General features: G+C 51.9%; 19 protein-coding genes. 12 read left to right on the forward strand and 7 right to left on the reverse strand.

Annotation, left to right across the window (positions count from 1 at the left end):
* The first annotated feature begins 90 nt into the window (after positions 1–90).
* On the forward strand, positions 91–1,401 hold the full coding sequence (locus tag FH871_RS10420; RefSeq protein ID WP_138991371.1) for a pyridoxal phosphate-dependent aminotransferase family protein: 1,311 nt from the start codon (positions 91–93) through the stop codon (positions 1,399–1,401).
* 158 nt (positions 1,402–1,559) lie between these two features.
* Positions 1,560–1,739 carry a histone H1 gene (locus FH871_RS10425; RefSeq protein ID WP_114408473.1) on the forward strand — a complete coding sequence of 60 codons (180 nt, stop codon included), beginning with the start codon at positions 1,560–1,562 and terminating at the stop codon, positions 1,737–1,739.
* A 79-nt stretch (positions 1,740–1,818) separates the two neighbouring features.
* Here FH871_RS10425 and FH871_RS10430 read toward each other — a convergent pair whose 3' ends face one another.
* Entirely contained in the window at positions 1,819–2,226 is a 408-nt protein-coding gene (locus FH871_RS10430; protein ID WP_138991372.1) for a MaoC family dehydratase, read from the reverse strand.
* Between the two features lie 16 nt (positions 2,227–2,242).
* Entirely contained in the window at positions 2,243–2,674 is a 432-nt protein-coding gene (locus FH871_RS10435; protein ID WP_138991373.1) for a DUF4440 domain-containing protein, read from the reverse strand.
* 157 nt (positions 2,675–2,831) lie between these two features.
* Between FH871_RS10435 and FH871_RS10440 the strand changes: the two genes are divergently transcribed.
* A complete protein-coding gene (locus tag FH871_RS10440) occupies positions 2,832–3,707 on the forward strand; it encodes a diacylglycerol kinase family protein (protein ID WP_138991374.1) in 876 nt (291 codons plus the stop codon).
* A 111-nt stretch (positions 3,708–3,818) separates the two neighbouring features.
* A complete protein-coding gene (locus FH871_RS10445; RefSeq protein ID WP_114408469.1) occupies positions 3,819–4,166 on the forward strand; it encodes a translation initiation factor in 348 nt (115 codons plus the stop codon).
* 82 nt (positions 4,167–4,248) lie between these two features.
* Here the strand turns inward: FH871_RS10445 and FH871_RS10450 are convergent, their stop codons facing one another.
* Positions 4,249–5,739 (reverse strand): peptide MFS transporter, encoded by a 1,491-nt coding sequence (locus FH871_RS10450; protein WP_138991375.1) that lies wholly within the window; start codon positions 5,737–5,739, stop codon positions 4,249–4,251.
* 137 nt (positions 5,740–5,876) lie between these two features.
* On the opposite strand from FH871_RS10450, the gene FH871_RS10455 reads away from it, so the two are divergent.
* Positions 5,877–6,518: a peptidoglycan DD-metalloendopeptidase family protein gene (locus FH871_RS10455; RefSeq protein ID WP_138991376.1), complete on the forward strand. Its 642-nt coding sequence runs from the start codon at positions 5,877–5,879 to the stop codon at positions 6,516–6,518.
* Here FH871_RS10455 and FH871_RS10460 read toward each other — a convergent pair whose 3' ends face one another.
* Positions 6,519–7,103 (reverse strand): hypothetical protein, encoded by a 585-nt coding sequence (locus FH871_RS10460; protein ID WP_138991377.1) that lies wholly within the window; start codon positions 7,101–7,103, stop codon positions 6,519–6,521.
* A gap of 120 nt (positions 7,104–7,223) precedes the next feature.
* On the opposite strand from FH871_RS10460, the gene FH871_RS10465 reads away from it, so the two are divergent.
* The 3 genes from FH871_RS10465 to FH871_RS10475 all read left to right on the forward strand — a co-directional run bounded on the left by FH871_RS10465 (position 7,224) and on the right by FH871_RS10475 (position 12,144).
* Complete coding sequence (locus FH871_RS10465; protein WP_138991378.1) at positions 7,224–7,940, forward strand: SIMPL domain-containing protein; 717 nt, start codon at positions 7,224–7,226, stop codon at positions 7,938–7,940.
* Between the two features lie 112 nt (positions 7,941–8,052).
* Positions 8,053–10,536 carry a zinc-dependent metalloprotease gene (locus FH871_RS10470; RefSeq protein WP_138991379.1) on the forward strand — a complete coding sequence of 828 codons (2,484 nt, stop codon included), beginning with the start codon at positions 8,053–8,055 and terminating at the stop codon, positions 10,534–10,536.
* A gap of 192 nt (positions 10,537–10,728) precedes the next feature.
* The gene (locus tag FH871_RS10475) at positions 10,729–12,144 is read left to right on the forward strand and encodes a hypothetical protein (protein ID WP_229317187.1); all 1,416 of its coding nucleotides are present in this window, start codon (positions 10,729–10,731) and stop codon (positions 12,142–12,144) included.
* A 79-nt stretch (positions 12,145–12,223) separates the two neighbouring features.
* On the opposite strand, the gene FH871_RS10480 is transcribed toward FH871_RS10475, so the two are convergent.
* Complete coding sequence (locus FH871_RS10480) at positions 12,224–12,865, reverse strand: YceI family protein (protein WP_138991380.1); 642 nt, start codon at positions 12,863–12,865, stop codon at positions 12,224–12,226.
* A 51-nt stretch (positions 12,866–12,916) separates the two neighbouring features.
* A complete protein-coding gene (locus FH871_RS10485) occupies positions 12,917–13,930 on the reverse strand; it encodes a two-component regulator propeller domain-containing protein (RefSeq protein WP_138991381.1) in 1,014 nt (337 codons plus the stop codon).
* Positions 13,931–14,173: 243 nt separating this feature from the next.
* On the opposite strand from FH871_RS10485, the gene FH871_RS10490 reads away from it, so the two are divergent.
* Complete coding sequence (locus FH871_RS10490) at positions 14,174–15,559, forward strand: sialidase family protein (RefSeq protein WP_138991382.1); 1,386 nt, start codon at positions 14,174–14,176, stop codon at positions 15,557–15,559.
* Between the two features lie 80 nt (positions 15,560–15,639).
* Here the strand turns inward: FH871_RS10490 and mdh are convergent, their stop codons facing one another.
* Positions 15,640–16,575, reverse strand: a complete 936-nt coding sequence (gene mdh / locus FH871_RS10495; RefSeq protein WP_138991383.1) for a malate dehydrogenase — start codon at positions 16,573–16,575, stop codon at positions 15,640–15,642.
* 170 nt (positions 16,576–16,745) lie between these two features.
* On the opposite strand from mdh, the gene FH871_RS10500 reads away from it, so the two are divergent.
* The 3 genes from FH871_RS10500 to gatA all read left to right on the forward strand — a co-directional run bounded on the left by FH871_RS10500 (position 16,746) and on the right by gatA (position 19,137).
* Positions 16,746–17,180 carry a YkvA family protein gene (locus tag FH871_RS10500; protein WP_138991384.1) on the forward strand — a complete coding sequence of 145 codons (435 nt, stop codon included), beginning with the start codon at positions 16,746–16,748 and terminating at the stop codon, positions 17,178–17,180.
* A gap of 85 nt (positions 17,181–17,265) precedes the next feature.
* Positions 17,266–17,475: a twin-arginine translocase TatA/TatE family subunit gene (locus tag FH871_RS10505; RefSeq protein ID WP_114408458.1), complete on the forward strand. Its 210-nt coding sequence runs from the start codon at positions 17,266–17,268 to the stop codon at positions 17,473–17,475.
* Between the two features lie 219 nt (positions 17,476–17,694).
* Positions 17,695–19,137, forward strand: a complete 1,443-nt coding sequence (gene gatA / locus FH871_RS10510) for an Asp-tRNA(Asn)/Glu-tRNA(Gln) amidotransferase subunit GatA (RefSeq protein WP_138991385.1) — start codon at positions 17,695–17,697, stop codon at positions 19,135–19,137.
* Positions 19,138–19,392 lie beyond the last annotated feature (255 nt).

Raw genomic sequence — 19,392 nt, forward strand, 5'->3', positions numbered from 1 at the left:
AACCCCCGCTTTGTGGTTGACAGATTTTAATTTACTTTTGTACTAATGTGGTTAACAAACTCATTATAAACCGGTAAATAGCGCAATAAAGTGGATTTATTTGAGAAATTACGCACCAACCTCGGACCCATCGGTTCGTCATCGCGGGAGTATAACGCGCACCATTATTTTGCATTTCCCAAGCTGGAAGGCGAGTTAGGGCCGCACATGGTGTTTCGGGGGAGGAAGATGCTCAATTGGAGTTTGAATAATTATTTGGGTCTGGCCAACCATCCCGAAGTCCGGAAAATCGATGCGGAAGCGGCTAAGGATTGGGGTCTTGCGTACCCGATGGGTGCCCGGATGATGTCGGGTAATTCGGATCTGCACGAAGAACTGGAGAAACAATTGGCGGAGTTTGTCGGCAAGGAAGACTCTTTCCTGCTCAATTATGGCTACCAGGGGGTGATGTCGGCCATCGAAGCCGTGGTCGATTACCGGGATGTGATCGTCTATGACGCCGAATGTCACGCGTGTCTGATCGATGGTATTCGGTTACATAAGGCCAAGATGGGCGAATACTACAAGTTCAATCACAACGATATCGATAGTCTGGAGAAAAACCTGCAACGGGCCACCAAAAAAGCCGCTGAAAAAGGGGGCGGTATTCTGGTCATTACCGAAGGCGTATTCGGCATGTCGGGTAAAGTCGGCATTCTGAAAGAAATCGTGGCTCTCAAGGAAAAATATGATTTTAAATTGCTGGTCGACGACGCCCACGGTTTCGGAACCATGGGGCCGACGGGGGCTGGTGTGGGTGAGTTGCAGGGGTGTCAGGATGGCATCGACCTGTATTTCTCGACCTTCGCCAAGTCGATGGCGGCCATTGGCGCGTTCATTGCCGGTGACCACGATATCATTATGTACCTGAAGTATAACATGCGTTCCCAAACGTATGCCAAAGCTTTGCCGATGCCCTACGTCGTTGGGGCCATGAAGCGGCTCGAACTCATCAAAACCCAACCGGAACTCCGCGAAAAACTGTGGCAGAACGTACGGGCGATGCAGGACGGTCTGCGGGCGCGCGGGCTCAACATCGGGGATACGACCTCGCCGGTGACGCCGGTTTTCCTGCACAGCGAAGGCGGTGTTCAGGAAGCGGGGGTGCTGGTTCGTGACCTGCGCGAAAACATGGGCGTCTTCTGTTCCATTGTTGTCTATCCGGTGGTTCCAAAGGGCGTGATCATGTTGCGGATCATTCCAACAGCCGCCCACTCGCTCGAAGATGTTGAGTACACGCTGAAAGCCTTCAGTGAAGTGTCCGAAAAACTAAACCGGGGATTTTATCGTGAAAATGCCCATCAGGTCCTGATTGATTCTGCCCTGGTGCCCTCAGAAGTGGCAAAAACGGTGGCAGAATGACCGTTTAGTAAGGAAACGTGCTTTATTTGGATTTTTCCAACGTTTTTTTTGACGGTTTTCTTGCGCTGAATCATAGAATGCGTATATTTCGTCAAAAACGCGGTTTTTGAGCGTTTTAGGGCATTTTTCACAACTATTTAACCCCCATACGAACTGTTATGGCACGTTTCGATGAAATAAAAAATCTGGTCATGTCTTTGGAAGGCGATTTCGAGAAATTCTACGAAAAAGGCAATCAGGCTGCCGGTACCCGCGTACGGAAAGGCATGCAGGATCTGAAGACACTGGCTCAGGAGATTCGCTCTGAAGTGCAAGGTCAGAAAAATGCAAAAGAGTAAACAACAACTTACTCCAAACCAAACAAGCCCGGCGATTCGTCGGGCTTGTTTGGTTTTTGGAGAGGAATGAATCCGGCATTCAGGACTTCTTATACATCAAGGTCGCCACGCCCCGCGTCGTTAGCTTGCCGGTTTGGGCATCTTTAATGTCGGTCGATACTTCCGCGATGTGTTTGTCCGGATTGGTGGAAACCACCGTAAAAACCGCTTCATAGTCTGTATCGACAAACATGGGGCGCAGAAAGTCCAGTGTTTGTTTCAAATACACCGAACCATGTCCGGGAAATTGCGTTCCCAGGATTTTGGTGAACACGCTGGCACCCAGCATGCCGTGAATAATGGGTCGTTTGAAGGGTGTCTGGCTGGCAAACTCCGCATCGAGGTGCAATGGGTTATCGTCGCCGGTAACGCGCGCAAACGCTTCGACGTCGGCTTGCGAAAAGCGGAAGGCATGCCGGTGAACGGCGTTTAATTCAAAAGGAGTCATAAAAACGAAAACGTGATTAGCTGGAATGGTCGCTGACGATCACCCATTGTCCCTTAATTTTTCGCCAAAGTAACGTAAAATGTCCTTCCGCATCGCCGACTTTCGGGCGGGTCAGGTGAAATTTCCCGATTACGTAGGCCACATTGCTGGCCTGGAACTCCAGTTTCAGAATGGTAAACTTCAGCGTTCCCATGGCCGCCCGGTCCGGATACCGGCGTTTGTAATTGCTCAGCGTAGCCTCGTAGCCGTACGTAATGCCCACTTTGCCAATAAATGTCAGCGAGTCCGATTTCCAGTAGCCGTTCATGAAAGCCGTGGTATTACCGGCATTCCAGTCGGCGGTTTGGCGATCCAGAATAGCCAGAATCGCTTTGCGGTCGGCGGGCGTCTGGGCCTGAGAACCGGTGATGACGAACAAAAAAAGAAAGAAGCCGACTAGTTTTTTCATTTTATCCCGTACTTTGATGAACTATAATTTCCCCAATACTAATGAATAAAATTCGCAAATTTTACGAGGAATATAAGCCCTACATCTTTTCGGATGGCTGGTATTATATTTTTATCATCGTGTTCATCCTGATCCTGTTTATTTTCTTTTCCTGACCGTGGCGCAAACAACTTTGCTGGCGATTGTCAATCCCCTGTCGGGGACGGCTTCGGTACATAAAAAGCAGCAATGGATTGAATTTCTGTTGAAAATAGCCGTCAATGCTGGTTTTACACCCGAAGCACGTTTTACAACGCATCCTGGACACGCCACCGAATTGGCCACCGACGCCGTCCGGCAGGGCATCCGCCGGGTGGTGATCATCGGGGGCGATGGCACGATGAATGAAACCGCCCGCGCACTCTTGAACACGCAGACCGCCCTGGGCATCGTTCCGGTGGGTTCGGGAAACGGGCTGGCGCGGCATTTGAAGTTGCCGCTGAATCCGAAAAAAGCCATCGAACGGGCCATTCAGGGCCGCCCGGTGGTGATCGACAGCGGGCGGATCAATGAGCACGCTTTTTTTTGCACCACGGGAATAGGTTTCGATGCGTATGTGGCCCGGGAATTTGCCCGGCAGCCCATTCGGGGGTTGCCCACCTACATCCGAACCACCTACCGGGCGTTCTGGAACTACCAGCCGGCGACTTATGAAATTGACGGGCAACCGCAGTCGCTCTTCTCCCTGACTGTGGCCAATGCCGGGCAGTTTGGCAACAATGCCTGGATTGCCCCCCAGGCCAACGTCGCTGACGGGTTGCTGGATGTCTGTCTGCTAAAACCGTTTCCCCGCAGCGCGGTGGGCCTGCTGGTATGGCGGCTATTTAACAAAAACCTCGACCAGTCGAACTACCTGACGTTGCGACCCGCCCGGTCGGTGGTGGTGAAAGGAACAGAGCCGCTGTTGATCCATGTCGACGGAGAACCGTTGCTGTTGGACACCGACACAGCAACGGTGCAGGTGGTGCCGTCGAGTTTGCTGGTGATACGGTAGACGGTTTCGTCCTCGCTTTTTGGTCGCATAGCGACCGAATGTTTGTAGAAAAATAGCTCTATTTCCTCTATCGGTCGCGTAGCGATCGAACTAAAAAGGATTAAAAAAACGATGAGTAAGAAAAATAACAACGATAAATCCCGCTTCGGAATCGTCTATTCGACGGACCCGAATTATGCGTACCAATCCGGCGCTTCCAACGCGAAAACGCTGAAACCGGAACAGCAGAACCTAAAAATCTGGCTCGATCGCAAGGGGGGCGGGAAGGTCGTGACGGCCGTCCGGGACTTCATCGGCACCGACGCCGACCTGACCGAAGTGGCCAAACAGCTAAAAACCGTATGCGGCTCCGGCGGCTCGGCCAAAGACGGCGAGATCCTGATTCAGGGCGATCACCGCGACAAAGTCCTGGCCTGGCTCACGGCAAAGGGGTATAAGGGGAAGAAAGCGGGGGGGTAAAAGGAATGATGGATTAGGGATGATGAACGATGAATGTACGCGTCAGCCCATTCATTGTTCATCATCCCTAATCCATCATTCTTTACTGAATTCCACCCATCCATTTCTTCAGGGGGCGGGAGAAAATCAGGATCAGCAGGGCGAAACCGAAGCTGAAATAGACGACGCTCATGAACATTTCGGGCATCTGCTGGACGTTCCCTTCGTCGAAACCGCCCGCAAACAAACCGGCGATCAGGTTGCCCAATGAGGTGCCCACAAACCAGATGCCCATCAACTGACTGAGGTAGCGTTTGGGAGCCAGTTTGGTGAACGAACTCAGCCCCACCGGACTCAGGCAAAGCTCGCCGAGCGTATGGAACAAATAGGTAAATGTCAGGAAGATGGGGGAGGTAAGCTGGCCAGTCAAGGCAATTTTAGAAGCTACCACCATCACCAAATACCCCAGTCCCAGCAGAAGCAGCGCGACGGCAAACTTGAGGTGGGGCGCCGGATTCTGGTTGCGGTTTCCCAGATAAATCCAGAGCGCGGCCAGAATCGGGGAGAAGATAAGAATGAACGCCGGATTGAAATTCTGGAACCAGCTCGACGGCATTTGCCAGCCAAAAAGATTCAAATCCGTATAGCGGTCGGAGAAAATCTGGAGCGATGATCCCTGCTGTTCAAAACCCGCCCAAAAGACGGCAGAACCCAGGAAGAATACGAACAGAACCCCCACCCGCTTCTTCTCGACGAGTGTCAATCCGCCCGCCAGCAGAATGAACAGAAAATAGCCGACCGCCGTCAGTGTAATGATAACCCCCGCTCCTTTGGCCAGGCCCTGTGCGGTGGTCAGATCCAGAATGCCCGTAAACTGCAAAAGGGTGAGGATGGCTGCAAGGCCCACCACAAAAAACAGACTGCGGTTTTGGTTGGTCGTATCGGTAGACGCTTCCGCTTTGACCGGGACGTTTCCGTAGTCGCTGAGGTATTTCTGACCGAAAATCCGGAACACCACCAGGCCGAACAACATGCCGACAGCAGCTGCACCAAAACCGTAGTGCCAGCCCACTTTCTGTCCCAGATAACCCACGATGGTGATTCCCAGAAACGAGCCCATGTTGATGCCCATGTAGAAAATGGAAAAAGCCGCATCGCGCCGGGCACCACCTTCGGGATAGAGTTCACCAACGATGGAGCTGATGTTGGGTTTCAGCAAACCCGTTCCGATGGCAACCGTGGCTAAACCGATGTAAAACAAGGCACTCCCGGCCGGAATGGCCAGCAGAACATGCCCGAACATGATGACGAAACCGCCGTACCAGATGGATTTTCGCTGTCCCAGAATGTTGTCGGCAATCCAGCCACCGGGGAGTGAAAGGAGATAACCCGAAGCCGTGTACAAACCATAGATGGCCGCTCCTTCCATTTCACTGAGACCCATGCCGCCCCGGACGTTGTCGATCAAAAAGAGCAGCAGGATGGCCCGCATACCGTAGTAGCTAAACCGCTCCCACATTTCGGTGAAAAACAGGACATACAGGCCCGTAGGATGTTTGGCGGAGGTGGCGGCAGGGGATGCGGTGGCTTGCATTCGGTGGTTTAGGTTGATGAGTGAGTATGAGAACGAAAATCGGGTATTTTTCAGGATTCAGGACATTAAATATAGAGGATACGCTGGAATCTCCCAAAAGTTGTACGGTTATTGCCGAAACTGACCAACTTTGCGCTATGATTCTGCCCTTCGATTTTCGCACCGATCCGTATCTGATTCTGGATTTTACCGCCTACAATCCTGAACTGGACGGTATTGATCTCACCAATACGGCGGTTTTTACCGATTACGTTTTTGGGAAACTTCGCCGACAGGGTGCCGTGGTGGGCGTGGGCGGTTACAACGAACACCGGGTTATTTACCGGCGCAGTCCGCACTTTAACCAGGCTGAAGCATCCCGCTGCATCCATTTGGGAATCGACCTCTGGGCCGAAGCCGGAACGCCGGTTTTTGCCCCGCTCGATGGCGTGGTACACAGTTTTCAGGATAACAATCATTTCGGCGACTACGGCCCTACGATCATTCTCGAACACCGGCTGGATGAAAAACCGCTTTTTGCGCTTTACGGGCATCTCAGCCGTTCGTCGCTGCGGGGTTTAAGGGTAGGAAAGCCTGTCAGGGCCGGGGAGAAAATCGCTGAAATTGGCCCGTATCCGGAGAACGGCGACTGGCCTCCGCACCTGCACTTCCAACTGATGACCGATTTATGGGGTCATACGGGAGACTTTCCGGGTGTTTGTTCGCTGGCGGATCGGGAACGGTACCTGGCGATCTGCCCGGATCCGAACCGTTTGCTGCAAATACCGGGATTGGAATGATTACTTTTCGGTAATTGAAATGATTATGTCGTGGGGAGCCGGTTCGTCACCACCAAAATAGGGATAGAGCCGGTAGCGTTGATTGCTTTGCACAATGTTGCAGCCCCGCGCAATGGTGGTTTCCTTTCCTTTGAAGGTGAAGACATAGTTGCCGCCGACGATGCTAATCTGGTAATCAGCAGGCTTGTTAAGCTCAGCGGTGCCGAGTTCCTGCGAAACGCGTTCGCCGTTGCGGTAGCAATAGGCATAAATCCGGAGGGCTTTGTCCCGCCAGTTCCAGCCAAACCGGGCGCTGGAGGTGTTGTGTTGAACATTACAGTCCGAAAAACCGTATAGTTTGTTGATGTCGTGCTGGTTTTCGGGGATTTTGTTGGTATAAACGGCGGAACTGTCGAAAATGACGCTGAACGACAAGGTCGTTTTGGCGGTATACGAAAAGTCGTTGTGATCGGCGTAATTGCCACCGGCTTTGATTTTGTACACGGTGGTGACGGGCGTAGTCGGATCATCCGGTTTTCCCGAAGGAACCTTGCAACCGTGCAGACCAATCAGGCCCAGGAACATCAAAAGAATAAAATAACGCATTACCAGGTTGATCCAGAGAATCTTAAAACGAGTGTGAGGTGTGAATGGTTTTGGGCAATCAAAAATAACTAAATGATCACTTATTCAAAAACGGTTAACAACAAGTAATCTTTTATAACCATGCGGAAACTTAGTTTTTTTGTATTGAGCGTGTTGAGTCTTTTTTCTTCGGCCGTTGCACAAACGCCGGACTTGCCCGTAAACCGGATTGTGGTGTTGGGCGATGCGGAGCTTGAATTACCGGCCGATCAGGTTCGCATCACGGTCACGTTGCAATTTTCGGACCCGTCCGACGCCCGGAAAGCGTATGTTGCACACCAGGCTGCCGAAAAACGGCTAGTGAAGTTACTGAAAGATTACCAGATTGACGAGAAAGAGATTCGGTATACCTTACTGCAGGTTCAGAAAAATGACGTGACGATCTACCAGAATGGCCAACAGAAGCCGGAGGTCATCACCAATCAGCAAATCATTTTTGAGTTGAATAAACCGGAACGGTATCCGGATTTGCAACTGGCGCTGATCAATGGCGGATTCAACCGGTTTCAGGCCGGTTATCGTTCGACCAAACAGGAGACCAGCAAAAATCTGGTGCTCGAAAAAGCTGTTGAAGTGGCCCGCGAAAAAGCGGTCATTCTGGCCAAAGCAGCCGGACGGACCTTGGGCGCGGTTTTGAGTGTGCGCGATACGGAGGAAACCGACCCGGTTTTGCAGCGAGGGTTTGGACTTAGTGCGATGGACGAAGTTGTACGCGTCGGTTATGGCGGCAACTTACTCGATATTCCTCAGACGATCCGGATACCGGCACAGGTGAAAGTGACGTTTGAATTGAAGTAAAAAAAGGAGAAATATCGCCGGTATTTGAATAAAGTGGTTAAAAAAAGGGGTGGTTCTGGGTTCAGAGCCATCCCTTTTCTATATTTAGTGCAAGAATACGAACCTGCACTTTATGAACAAACTACTCCTCGCATTAACCATTTTCCTCACTACTTCGGCGGTTGCCCAGACCGCTTCGACCGGCACTCCGCCCACCATTGCTTCCTATACATCAGGCATGGAAAAGCAACCCGGTTTTATGACGTTTTACTGGGATGCCAAAAAAGGGAAGATCTGGCTGGAAATCGACAAGTTCGATACGGAACTCCTCTACTACCCGACCCTGGCGTCGGGCATCGGTTCCAACGACATCGGTCTCGATCGGGGGCGGCTGGGCCAGGAACACATCGTCAAATTTCAGCGCACCGGTCCCAAGGTGCTGATGGTCGAACCGAATTACCAATACCGCGCCATCACCAGCGACGCTCTGGAACGCCGGGCGGTCGAAGAGTCGTTTGCGCAGTCGGTGCACTGGGGATTTGACATTGTGGCCGAAGAGGAAAGCGGTCCGACGGGTCGGCGGGTGCTGGTCGATCTGACGCCGTTTCTGATGCTCGATGCGGTGGGAGCGGTGCAGGCCATCAGCCAGACCCGCCAGGGAAATTTCCGGCTCGATGCAAGCCGTTGCGCGATGTACCTGCCGCATTCCAAATCGTTTCCGCAAAATACCGAGTTTGAAGTAACCATTACGCTGACCGGCGACACGCCCGGTGCGTACCTGCGCTCGGTGGTGCCGACGCCAACTGCCGTAACGATGCGGCAGCACCATTCCTTCGTTCAGTTGCCGGAAGCGGGTTATAAAGCCCGGGAGTTCGATCCGCGCATCGGCTACGGCGGTATTGAATATTTCGATTACGCAACGCCCGTCAGCCAGCCGATCATCAAGCGGTATATTTCGCGGCACCGGCTGGAAAAGAAAGACCCGAAAGCGGCTGTCAGCGAAGCCGTTAAGCCTATTGTCTATTACCTCGATCCGGGTACCCCGGAGCCCATCCGCACGGCCTTGATGGAAGGCACGGCCTGGTGGAATCAGGCGTTTGAAGCCGCCGGGTACAAGGATGCGTTTCAGGTGAAATTGCTGCCGGCCGATGCCGATCCGATGGACATTCGCTACAACCTGATTCAGTGGGTGCATCGCTCCACGCGGGGCTGGTCTTACGGAGCGAGCATCATCGACCCGCGAACGGGTGAAATCATCAAGGGAAAAGTGACGCTGGGCTCGCTGCGGGTTCGGCAGGATTACCTGATTGCGCAGGGACTGGTCGGCAACTTCGACACCGATACGTCGCACGTATCCGAAATGATGCAGATGTCGCTCAACCGGCTGCGGCAACTGGCCGCCCACGAAGTGGGGCATACGCTGGGACTGCCGCACAACTACATTGCCAGCACCCAAAATCGAGCGTCGGTGATGGATTATCCAACGATGGTGGCCAAAGTGAAAGGCGCGGCCATCGACCTGTCGGATGCCTACACGCTGAGCATTGGCGACTACGACAAATGGAGCATCATCTGGGGCTACCAGGATTTTCCGGCGGGAACCAACGAGAAGCAGGAGTTGAACAAAATCGTTCAGCAGATGCACGCCAAAGGGCTGACATTTCTGACGGATCAGGACGCCCGGCCCGAAAGCAGCGCCCACCCGGCCACGCACTTGTGGGACAATGGCGGCAATGCGGTCGATGAACTGAAGCGCACCATGGAGGTTCGGCGGGTGGCGCTGGATCATTTTAACGAAAAGAAAATTCCGGCGGGAACGCCGATGGCAACGCTGGAAGAAGTTTTTGTGCCGATGTATCTGTTCCACCGGTACCAGGTCGAAGCGACTGCCAAGGTGCTGGGTGGACAAACGTATACCAATGCGTTGCGGGGCGATGGCCAACCGGTTCTGTCGGTGGTTCCGGCGAGCGAACAACGCCGGGCGCTGGATGCCCTGCTGTCTACGCTTAACCCACAGGTTTTGTCAGTACCGCCCTTCCTGTTAAAATCCATTCCACCAAGGCCGTTCCGGTACAGTCCCAATTCGCGGGAGGTGTTCAAACGCCGGACGGGCATGACATTCGATCCGCTGGCTCCACCCGAAGCGGCTGTTTCAATGACATTGCGGATGATGCTCAATCCGGAACGCTGCGCCCGGCTGGTTCACCAGAATGCCTTCGATCCGGCCCAACTTGGTTTGGAAGAGGTTCTTGATCAGCTCCTTAAAGCGGTTTACAAACGACCCTTTGATAAAGGCTATGTTGGAGAAATTAACCACATGACTAGTTTGAAGGTAGCGGAACAACTCATCGCGTTGGCCCAGAACAAAGAGGCCAACGGAGCGGTTCGGGATCTGGCCCATCGGTCGGTGTTGCGCATCAAAACGCTGGACAGACCTGCCCAGACAAGCGCCACTTCCTATAGCCTGATCTTGCACCTGATTCAACAGTATGAGCAGAACCCAGCGGAGGTGCCTGCCCCGTCCGTCCTGGCTGCGCCGGATGGAGCGCCCATCGATTCCGGTCAGGAGTGGCTGGAGTCGTTGCTGGGCGAACCCGCCTGCGAGTGGGTGCGTTAAACGCATTTTAGTACGGTTTCAGCCGTATTAAATCACATTTTAGCAGAAATTAAAGACCGAACCGCCTACTTTTGGGGGTTCGGTCTTTGTTTTTTTCGGAAAAGAGAGCTGAGACAAGAGAGAAAAGACCAAGTACAGAGAAGAGTCTTTTCTCTCTTGTCTCAGCTCTCACATCCTTTACACCACCTCCTGATGAGAAAAATACTAGCTATTCTTTGTTTTGTAAGCAGTCATTCGATTTTCGCCCAACCATCCGCCGATTCGCTGGTTTCGGCCAAAACCGCCCCACCCAAACCGGTACCGGAGAAAAATGAGTTGAAATACAACCTGAACGAGTCGGGTTCCCATTTTTTTAAAGTCACTTTTCTGAACCAGACCTGGTTGCGGCTTAACCAGAGCAACCCCGGCACGACGGTTGTCGGTGACCCCAAAGACCAGACGTTCGATATTGGCTTGCGCCGGACCCGGATTCAGCTATTCGGGCAAATCAACGACCGGGTTCTGGTGTATTTTCAGTTTGGGATGAACAACTTCAATTTTCTGAATGCATCTCCCGCTTTCAACACCACCGGAACGGTTTCAAACCGGAAAGTGCAGGCATTTTTTCACGATGCCGTGGCAGAATACCTGGTTTTCAAGGATAGGGATTACCTGAAAATCGGGGGCGGTTTAACCATTGTGAACGGCTTGTCGCGCTTCACGCAGCCCGGCGTCAGTTCGATCCTGTCGATGGATGTGCCGGTTTTTGCCCAGGCAACCGTTGATCAAACCGACGAGTTTGCCCGGAAACTGAGTCTGTACGCCCGGGGTCAGGTCGGTCGGTTCGACTACCGGGTGGCCATCAGCGATCCGTTCCCGATTCAGACCAACGGGGCGGCACCTCCGGCGCTGGGGCCCAACGCCAATTTTGCGCTGAAAGGCCACACCAAGCAGTTTCAGGGCCTGTTGCTGTACCAGTTTTTCGACAAAGAGGCCAACCAGACGCCGGGCTACATGACGGGTACGTATTTAGGGAAAAAGAAAATTGTCAACCTCGAAGCCGGTTTTATTTCGCAGAAAAACGCCGTCTGGCATACCGGCGCCACGGCGACCGATACGGTTTACCAGAACCTGAATCTGTGGTCCGTAGCAGCTTTTCTGGACATGCCGGTCAATCGCGCGAAGGGTTCCGCCATCAGTGCGTACCTCGGGTATTTCAACCTCGATTACGGCAAAAATTACCTGCGCTACAACGGCATCATGAACCCCGCCAGCGGCACCACGCAGTCGGTTGGCGGATTGGGCGGGACGCAGGGCAATGCGTTTCCGATGTTCGGGACGGGTAGTGTGATTTATTCGCAGGTCGGGTATCTGTTCCGGCAGGATTTGCTGGGCAACCACGGAACGCTGATGCCTTACGCGCAGGCCCAAATTGGCAACTACGACCGGGTGAACCAAAGCATGGGTGTTTATAACCTCGGCCTGAACTGGCTGATCAAGGGCCACAACTCCAAAATCACGCTCGACTATCAAAACCGCCCGTACTACATCGCGCTTCCGGCCACCGGCCAGCTCGACGCGCAGGGACGGCGTGGTCAGCTCGTTTTGCAATACCAGGTCTTCATTTAAGCGACCAAGGATAAAAATCAAAAAGAGCGGCTCGAAAGACCGCTCTTTTTGATGCGACGGCAAAAAAGGATTCAGGTGTTTATTTTCGTGCTACGATCTTTATATGGAGTTCGATATCATCCGAAACCGTTTGATCCGCTAAATTATCGTAAAACTTTCCTGATCTGTAACGGATACCCCAATTTGTCCGATCAATAATCAACTTGCCATTCGCTTTTACAATTCCATCCTGAACTTCCATTCTGGCCGGAAAAGTAACCGGTTGTGTGACCCCTTTAATGGTCAGATCACCTTTAACTATAGTGTGACCTCTCAATGATTCAATCCTGCTAATGGCGATTGTAGAAACGGGGAATTTTTCGACATCAAAATAGTCAGGCGATTTTAAGTGTTTAACAGGCGTGTTTTTACTTGCCTTGTCTTTATATTCTATTGAATGCATGTCTATTTCAGCTGTACCACCCATAAGCTGGTCGTTTTCAATCATCAACTCTCCTTTTGATAGATGGATATACCCTACGTGTTCTTCGTCAATATCAAATAGCATTGAACCTTTCCATGTTATAACACTTTCTGTCGTATCTATACTATATTTTTGTCCCCGGGATACGGAGCTTACGGATGCATTGTTTTTATTATCCTCTTTTACAGTTCCACCGCAACCGAAGAAAAAAGGGGCAATACTTAAAACTAAGTAAGTGATTGATAACTTGTAGTTCATACTCCAGAAATGATAATAATTGACAAATGATTTTAAAATCAGCAAGACACATTATTTCTGATCCTCTTTACTTTTAAAGTCCGTGATGGTCTTTCCATCATAACGATACACGCCACTCATGGCCCCCAGACCGCCAAACCAAATACTTCCATCGTTAGCCTCCAAAATCCCCAAAAGAGCTGGTCCTCCTGACACTATTTCGGTTACAGTGGGCACTTTATCGTACAAGGACTTTGCATCATAACGTGATAGTGCCCAGACCTGCGGATTCACTTCACCGGTAGTCCAGATGTTTCCTTTTTTATCTTCGATTATTGCATAAGCCCCCCTCTGCGATACCTTGGTAAAGGTTCTGCCGTCATAGCGCCAAAGACCATCAACGTCACCAAACCAAATGCTTCCTTTTTTATCTTCGATTATTGACCAAACGTTGTTAAACGCCTTGCCATCTTTGTTTTTTAAAACGGTAAATGTTTTTCCATCATAAACGAACATGTTTTCTCCTTGTGCACCAAACCAAAGCTTGCCGGTTTTGTCTTCGAGGAGTAAACGAATACTGTTACTGGGAAATCCATCTTTTGTGGTAAGATTTCGAAAGGATTTCCCATCGTAACGGCTTGCTCCGAACCAAATATTACCGGTTTTATCTTCATAAATATGAAGAGCTTGATTACTGGCAAGCCCATCCTTTGTTGTAAAATGCTGAAAGGATTTCCCATCGTAATAATAGACACCTGAATCTCTGGTAGCAAACCAAAGATTTCCTTTTCGATCTTCCAGGACATCCCAGAAGCTGGGCGAAGGTATGTTACTTGTTATATTGGTAAATGATTTTCCATCGTATCGAAAAACACCCTTCCATGAGGCAATCAAAATGTCTCCGTTTCTAGCTTGCTTTATATTCCGAACCATACTATTAGGCACCCGGGAAGTGACTGTGTCTTTGGTTTCGGATTTGATCGTATCTTTTGATAGGTCAGTTGATAGGTCAGTTTTGTCTTTTCCTTTACAGGAAGCGCAAAAAACAAGCATCAATAAAGTGCAAACGTATACGGGTTTAGTCATTGCTATTCTTGTTTTCAAGGATTTCAGCAAAGCTAAAGACCGTTACCCTGGCGTCTGTCAAGAGCCTGTAAAAGAAGGTTAAAGAAATGTTAAAGTTGTTGGTGAGCTGCTTCCCAAAAGCTATCCAGTACAGGCCTGATTCAAAAAAGAAGAATAATATCACAATTGAAAATAAAAGTAGTAGAACGCTGAGAGAGTGGCATCTAACTTTGTCCATGAAAGCATTTTAGAAACACGAACACGATGGAAATAAACGCTACCGGAAGCTCATCGCGGAGGAATTTTCTGCAAAAAACCGCTTTGCTGGCCGCTTTAACGCCGAAGCAATGGGGACGGTCTGCTGCTGAAACGGAACCCGTTCGTCTGGCCGAGCCTGGCGAAAATGTCCCGGAAATGGTGGAAGCGGACGGTCGGTTACGGCTGAGCTTTGGTGAAGAAAAGGTGATTGTCCCGAAAGGATTGCAGCCATTCATGCTGGTGACCAAAACCGGCGCGATCATCGTTCAGGCGCAACTGCCGGAAAAACCGTTTCCCTCGCCCCGGATGCACTACGAACGGGCAATGGGAACGTACATTTCCCGCGATGACGCCAAAACCTGGACGAACATTCCGCTGAAGCCCGGTGAAAATGGGGTGAATCTGGAAGGGGGCGGTATTCAATTGAAGGACGGGACGCTGGTCGCGCTGGATACGTACATTGTACCGGGAAAAAAAGAAGGGCAGGGGCTGGGCCAACTGTATACCTCCCGGGATGACTGGCAGACGCTAACAGGACCCGTGGATGTTCCGTTCGATCTGCCCGGCGCTGATTTTTACGCTTCCAAAGACGACGGCGGCCACCCGCACGAAGCGCAGCGACTGCACCGCCGGATCCTGGAAATGCCCAACGGGGATCTGCTGACCACTTTTTACGGGTGGACCAAAGAAGACCGGACGCCTTCGACGTACATGCCGAGTATGATGAAGACCCGGGTTTTGCTGGTGCGTTCAACCGATCAAGGAAAGCATTGGAAACAGGTCGCCACCATCGCCGTTGGCCCCGACATCGGCACGGAAGGACTCGATGAACCCGTCATTGCCCGGATCAGCAAGGGACCCAATGCCGGGCGACTGCTCTGTTTCATGCGGACCGGTCGTGAACTGCGGGAGTCATTTTCGGATGACAACGGAGCCACCTGGAGCCCCCACCAGCCCCGGATTTTTGCCGGGCTGGATATTTACCGAACGGAACTCTGGGTCGACTGGCTCCGAAACAAAACCGACTCCAAAGGAAAACCGCTTGATGAGGGTAATCCTGACGAACTCCGGGGCGCGGTGGTGGACCCTGACCTGATTGAGCTTCGAAGTGGCTTGCTGGTGGCGGCATTCGGCATTCGCGTCCCCCAGAAAGCGTGCTGGAAGTACCCGGAGCATTCCTGGAATGGCAACTACCTGGCGTTCAGTCAGGATCATGGAAAAACCTGGCCTAACGTGGTCCGGATGACCTCCGGTGTCATGACCACCCATTATATGGCCATCGAGGAGATGAAGACCGATAATAAAGTGTATGTAGCCTATGACCTGGGAGCCTGGGGAAAAAGCCCGCGAAATGCCGTCGGGCGTACCCTGGAAATAACGATCAAATCCTGAGTTTGGCAGAAGTCGATAGTCGATATGAAAAAAGGACACCCGTGATGGTGTCCTTTTTTCATATCGACTATCGGGATTTTTTACAGGTCCAGCGTTTTCAGAATGTCGTTCATGTTCCGAACAGCGTCGGCCGACTTGTTGAAAGCCGCCTGCTCGTCTTCGTTGAGGTCGAAATCCACGATGCTTTCCCAGCCATTGCGGCCGATGACCACCGGCACACCGAGGCAGATATCCGACTGGCCGTATTCGCCTTCCAGCAGAACGCAGCACGGAATGACGCGTTTCTGGTCGCGAACGATGCTTTCGACCAGGGCCGCACCGGCTGCTCCGGGTGCATACCAGGCCGAAGTGCCGATCAGTTTGGTCAGCGTCGCTCCGCCCACCATCGTGTCGGCGGCTACTTTTTGCAGCGTTTCGGCATCCAGAAACTGGCTGACCGGAACCCCCGAATACGTCGCCAGACGCGTCAGCGGAATCATGGTCGTATCGCCGTGTCCGCCGATCACCACGCCCTGCAAATCGTTGGGCGAACACTTCAGCGCCAGCGACAGATACGTTTTAAAACGGGCCGAATCCAAAATTCCTCCTAATCCGATTATACGGTTTTTGGGGAGTCCGGATGCCTTCAGCGCCAGGTACGTCATCGTGTCCATAGGATTGGAAATGATGACGAAAATAGCGTCTGGAGAGTGTTTTAAGATATTTTCGGTAACGCCTTTCACGATGTTGGCGTTGGTACCAATCAGGTCTTCACGGGTCATTCCCGGCTTGCGCGGAATCCCCGATGTAATCACGACAACATCCGAATTGGCGGTTAATTCGTAATTATTGGAGGAACCGGTGATTTTGACGTCACAGTCCAACAACGTAGACGCCTGAAGCATGTCTAAACCTTTGCCTTCGCTAAGACCCTCTTTGATGTCCAGGAGCACAACCTCCTCGGCTAATTCACGTCGGGCGATGTTATCGGCACAGGTCGCTCCGACGGCCCCGGCACCTACTACGGTAATTTTCATAGAGTTAATGGTTTATTAACTGACAACTGTTTTGAACGGTACAAAAATAGGAGAGCCGGGGGACACTGGTACTGTAAATAGAAGCTTTTTTTTACAGAATAAGACAATTGGGGTAGAAAATGTGTTATTAGGGTGTCCAGCTATCCAGGGACTTTAGATAACATCAAACTATGGCAAACCGTCGCTTATTAACGGCCATCCTGAGTTCATTTTTCTTCCGGCGCTCCACCGCAAAAGCGTCCCGGTATACCCGAAGTGGGAAGAGTATGCTAGATTTGTTGCACCGTGTGGCCGAGAAAACCCGCGTTTTGGGCGTAGGGGCCAGTTATTCGGCGGCCAAAGACCAGATCAACATTCTGGTCCGGATGGTGCGGGCGTATGCCAAAGGCGAATACCGGGCCATTTCCGGAAAAACGCTGCTGCGCATGGTGGCGGTGCTGGTGTATTTTGTGTCGCCACTCGACTTTATTCCGGACGTGTTGCCGGTGCTGGGCATGACCGACGACATTGCCCTGATTCTGTGGCTGGTCAGTTCCATATCCGACGATATCAACCGGTTTACCGAGTGGGAGCGCAATCATGCGTCATCGATTAAAATTGGGTGAAATCGTTTTTTTTAGTACACAATAATTTCGTAATAATCGTTACTTTTGTAAAGAGTTTCTGCATACACTCATAACTCATACTATCATGGCATTACTCACAATTTATGCATTTTTAGGCTCACTCGGCGGAACAGAACTTCTTTTGATCGGTCTGGTGATCCTGTTATTCTTCGGTGCAAAACGGATTCCTGACCTGATGAAGGGCCTTGGCAAAGGCATTAAAGAATTTAAAGACGCTACCAAAGACGTTCGCGAAAACATCGAAGAAGGACTTCGCGATACGAATGTGAAATAAGGAATGGTACCCTGTAAAGGAATCTTAAATGTAAAATGCTAAATGATGAATGTAAAAGTTTCGGAATGCAATCTACTTTTACATTTTACATTCATCATTTAATATCGCTCCGGCGACCCGGTTTACGTTCCTTTTTATCATTTCAAAAGAAATTCAGACAACAGCTCGGCCTGAACGGTCGTTCTGTTGTCTCTTTTTTTCTACCAGCCGTACTTTGTTATGCCCGTAAAACCGTACGATTCCCTCTCTGACATCCAGCGCGATCTGGCCACTGGATCAATTACCTGCCGCCAATTGGTGGAGCATTACCTCCAGCGAATTGACGACCACCAGCACCTGAATGCGTTTGTGGCAGTGTATGCCGACGAAGCGCGGCAGCGGGCGGATGAAGTAGATGCGAAATTGAAAGAGGGAAAGGCGGGTCGGCTGGCCGGCATGGTGTTGGGCATCAAGGATGTACTCTGTTACAACCAGCATGGTGTTCAGGCGGGGAGCCGGATTCTGGACGGTTTTGTGTCGCAGTTTACGGCCACTGCCGTGCAGCGGGTCATCGACGAGGACGTCATCATCATTGGCCGTCAGAACTGCGACGAATTTGCCATGGGCTCGTCCAACGAGAATTCGGCCTTTGGGCCGGTCCGGAATGCGGATGATCCCGACCGGGTGCCGGGTGGTTCGTCGGGCGGTTCGGCGGTGGCGGTTCAGGCGGGGTTGTGTCTGGCGTCGCTGGGGTCCGATACCGGCGGTTCGGTTCGTCAGCCTTCGGCCTTTTGCGGCACGGTGGGGCTGAAACCCACCTACGCCCGGGTGTCGCGCTGGGGGCTGATTGCCTACGCGTCGTCCTTCGATTGCATCGGCCCGATTACCCATACCGTCGAAGATGCGGCTTTGCTGCTGGAAATCATGGCCGGCGCCGACGACTTCGACAGCACCGTGAGCCGGCATGACATCCCGGCGTATAGCCAGCAACTGACGATAAACCGCACCCTGCGGATTGGCTACCTGCGTGAAGGGGTTGAAAGCGAAGGCGTCGATCCCATCATTCGGCAGAAAACGCAGGAAGCTCTGGATCGTTTGCGCGAGCTGGGGCACACCGTCGAACCGGTGGATTTTCCGCTGTTGAAACACATTTTGCCTACGTATTACATTCTGACCACCGCCGAGGCCAGTTCCAACCTTTCCCGTTTCGACGGCGTCCGGTTTGGCTACCGCAGCCCCGACGTCACGGATCTGGAGTCACTCTACAAAAAATCCCGGACCGACGGTTTTGGCGATGAGGTCCGTCGCCGGATTATCCTCGGCACCTTTGCCCTCAGTTCCAGTTACTACGACGCGTATTACACCAAAGCCCAGCAGGTTCGCCGGTTGATCAAGGATGAAACCGACGCCCTGTTTGCCCATTATGATCTGATCGCTTCCCCCGTAACGCCCACAACGGCATTCCGGATTGGGGAGAAAGCCAGCGATCCGCTGCAAATGTACCTGGCCGACATCTTTACGGTGCAGGCCAACGTCGTGGGTTGCCCGGCTATTTCCATTCCGAACGGCACCGACGAGAACGGGTTGTCCATCGGTTTTCAGTTCATGGCGGCCCCCTTTCGCGAAGTCGATATGCTGGCGGCTGCCAACCAGTTGACAAAACTACAGGCGGTCGAAGCGTAATCTATTTTTTTCGGGTAACGTCTTTTAGTAACCAGGGCATTTTGCCCCGTCAGGGGCTGAACAGCGCAGCGTCGGTAGCCAGCTAGGTTGTTCCGCGTTCCCCGCGTGCCTATGGGCACGCAACAATTCCCAACATCGGTCGCGTACCCAAAGGCACGCAGCGGTCGAAATGCCCATCGCTACCTACCGACGCAGCGCTGTTTGATCCCTTCGGGATAAAATGAACCATTCGTTTGGAAAACCCCATGAAGGACC

Source organism: Larkinella sp. C7 (assembly GCF_006149005.1).
GTDB lineage: Bacteria > Bacteroidota > Bacteroidia > Cytophagales > Spirosomataceae > Larkinella.

Excerpts from the sequence above, each read along its gene's own strand:
- FH871_RS10425 (WP_114408473.1), top strand. The coding sequence starts at position 1,560 with ATGGCACGTTTCGATGAAATAAAAAATCTGGTCATGTCTTTGGAAGGC.
- FH871_RS10430 (WP_138991372.1), bottom strand. The coding sequence starts at position 2,226 with ATGACTCCTTTTGAATTAAACGCCGTTCACCGGCATGCCTTCCGCTTT.
- FH871_RS10435 (WP_138991373.1), bottom strand. The coding sequence starts at position 2,674 with ATGAAAAAACTAGTCGGCTTCTTTCTTTTTTTGTTCGTCATCACCGGT.
- FH871_RS10445 (WP_114408469.1), top strand. The coding sequence starts at position 3,819 with ATGAGTAAGAAAAATAACAACGATAAATCCCGCTTCGGAATCGTCTAT.
- FH871_RS10450 (WP_138991375.1), bottom strand. The coding sequence starts at position 5,739 with ATGCAAGCCACCGCATCCCCTGCCGCCACCTCCGCCAAACATCCTACG.
- FH871_RS10455 (WP_138991376.1), top strand. The coding sequence starts at position 5,877 with ATGATTCTGCCCTTCGATTTTCGCACCGATCCGTATCTGATTCTGGAT.
- FH871_RS10460 (WP_138991377.1), bottom strand. The coding sequence starts at position 7,103 with ATGCGTTATTTTATTCTTTTGATGTTCCTGGGCCTGATTGGTCTGCAC.
- FH871_RS10465 (WP_138991378.1), top strand. The coding sequence starts at position 7,224 with ATGCGGAAACTTAGTTTTTTTGTATTGAGCGTGTTGAGTCTTTTTTCT.
- FH871_RS10470 (WP_138991379.1), top strand. The coding sequence starts at position 8,053 with ATGAACAAACTACTCCTCGCATTAACCATTTTCCTCACTACTTCGGCG.
- FH871_RS10475 (WP_229317187.1), top strand. The coding sequence starts at position 10,729 with ATGAGAAAAATACTAGCTATTCTTTGTTTTGTAAGCAGTCATTCGATT.
- FH871_RS10480 (WP_138991380.1), bottom strand. The coding sequence starts at position 12,865 with ATGAACTACAAGTTATCAATCACTTACTTAGTTTTAAGTATTGCCCCT.
- FH871_RS10485 (WP_138991381.1), bottom strand. The coding sequence starts at position 13,930 with ATGACTAAACCCGTATACGTTTGCACTTTATTGATGCTTGTTTTTTGC.
- FH871_RS10490 (WP_138991382.1), top strand. The coding sequence starts at position 14,174 with ATGGAAATAAACGCTACCGGAAGCTCATCGCGGAGGAATTTTCTGCAA.
- mdh (WP_138991383.1), bottom strand. The coding sequence starts at position 16,575 with ATGAAAATTACCGTAGTAGGTGCCGGGGCCGTCGGAGCGACCTGTGCC.
- FH871_RS10500 (WP_138991384.1), top strand. The coding sequence starts at position 16,746 with ATGGCAAACCGTCGCTTATTAACGGCCATCCTGAGTTCATTTTTCTTC.
- FH871_RS10505 (WP_114408458.1), top strand. The coding sequence starts at position 17,266 with ATGGCATTACTCACAATTTATGCATTTTTAGGCTCACTCGGCGGAACA.
- gatA (WP_138991385.1), top strand. The coding sequence starts at position 17,695 with ATGCCCGTAAAACCGTACGATTCCCTCTCTGACATCCAGCGCGATCTG.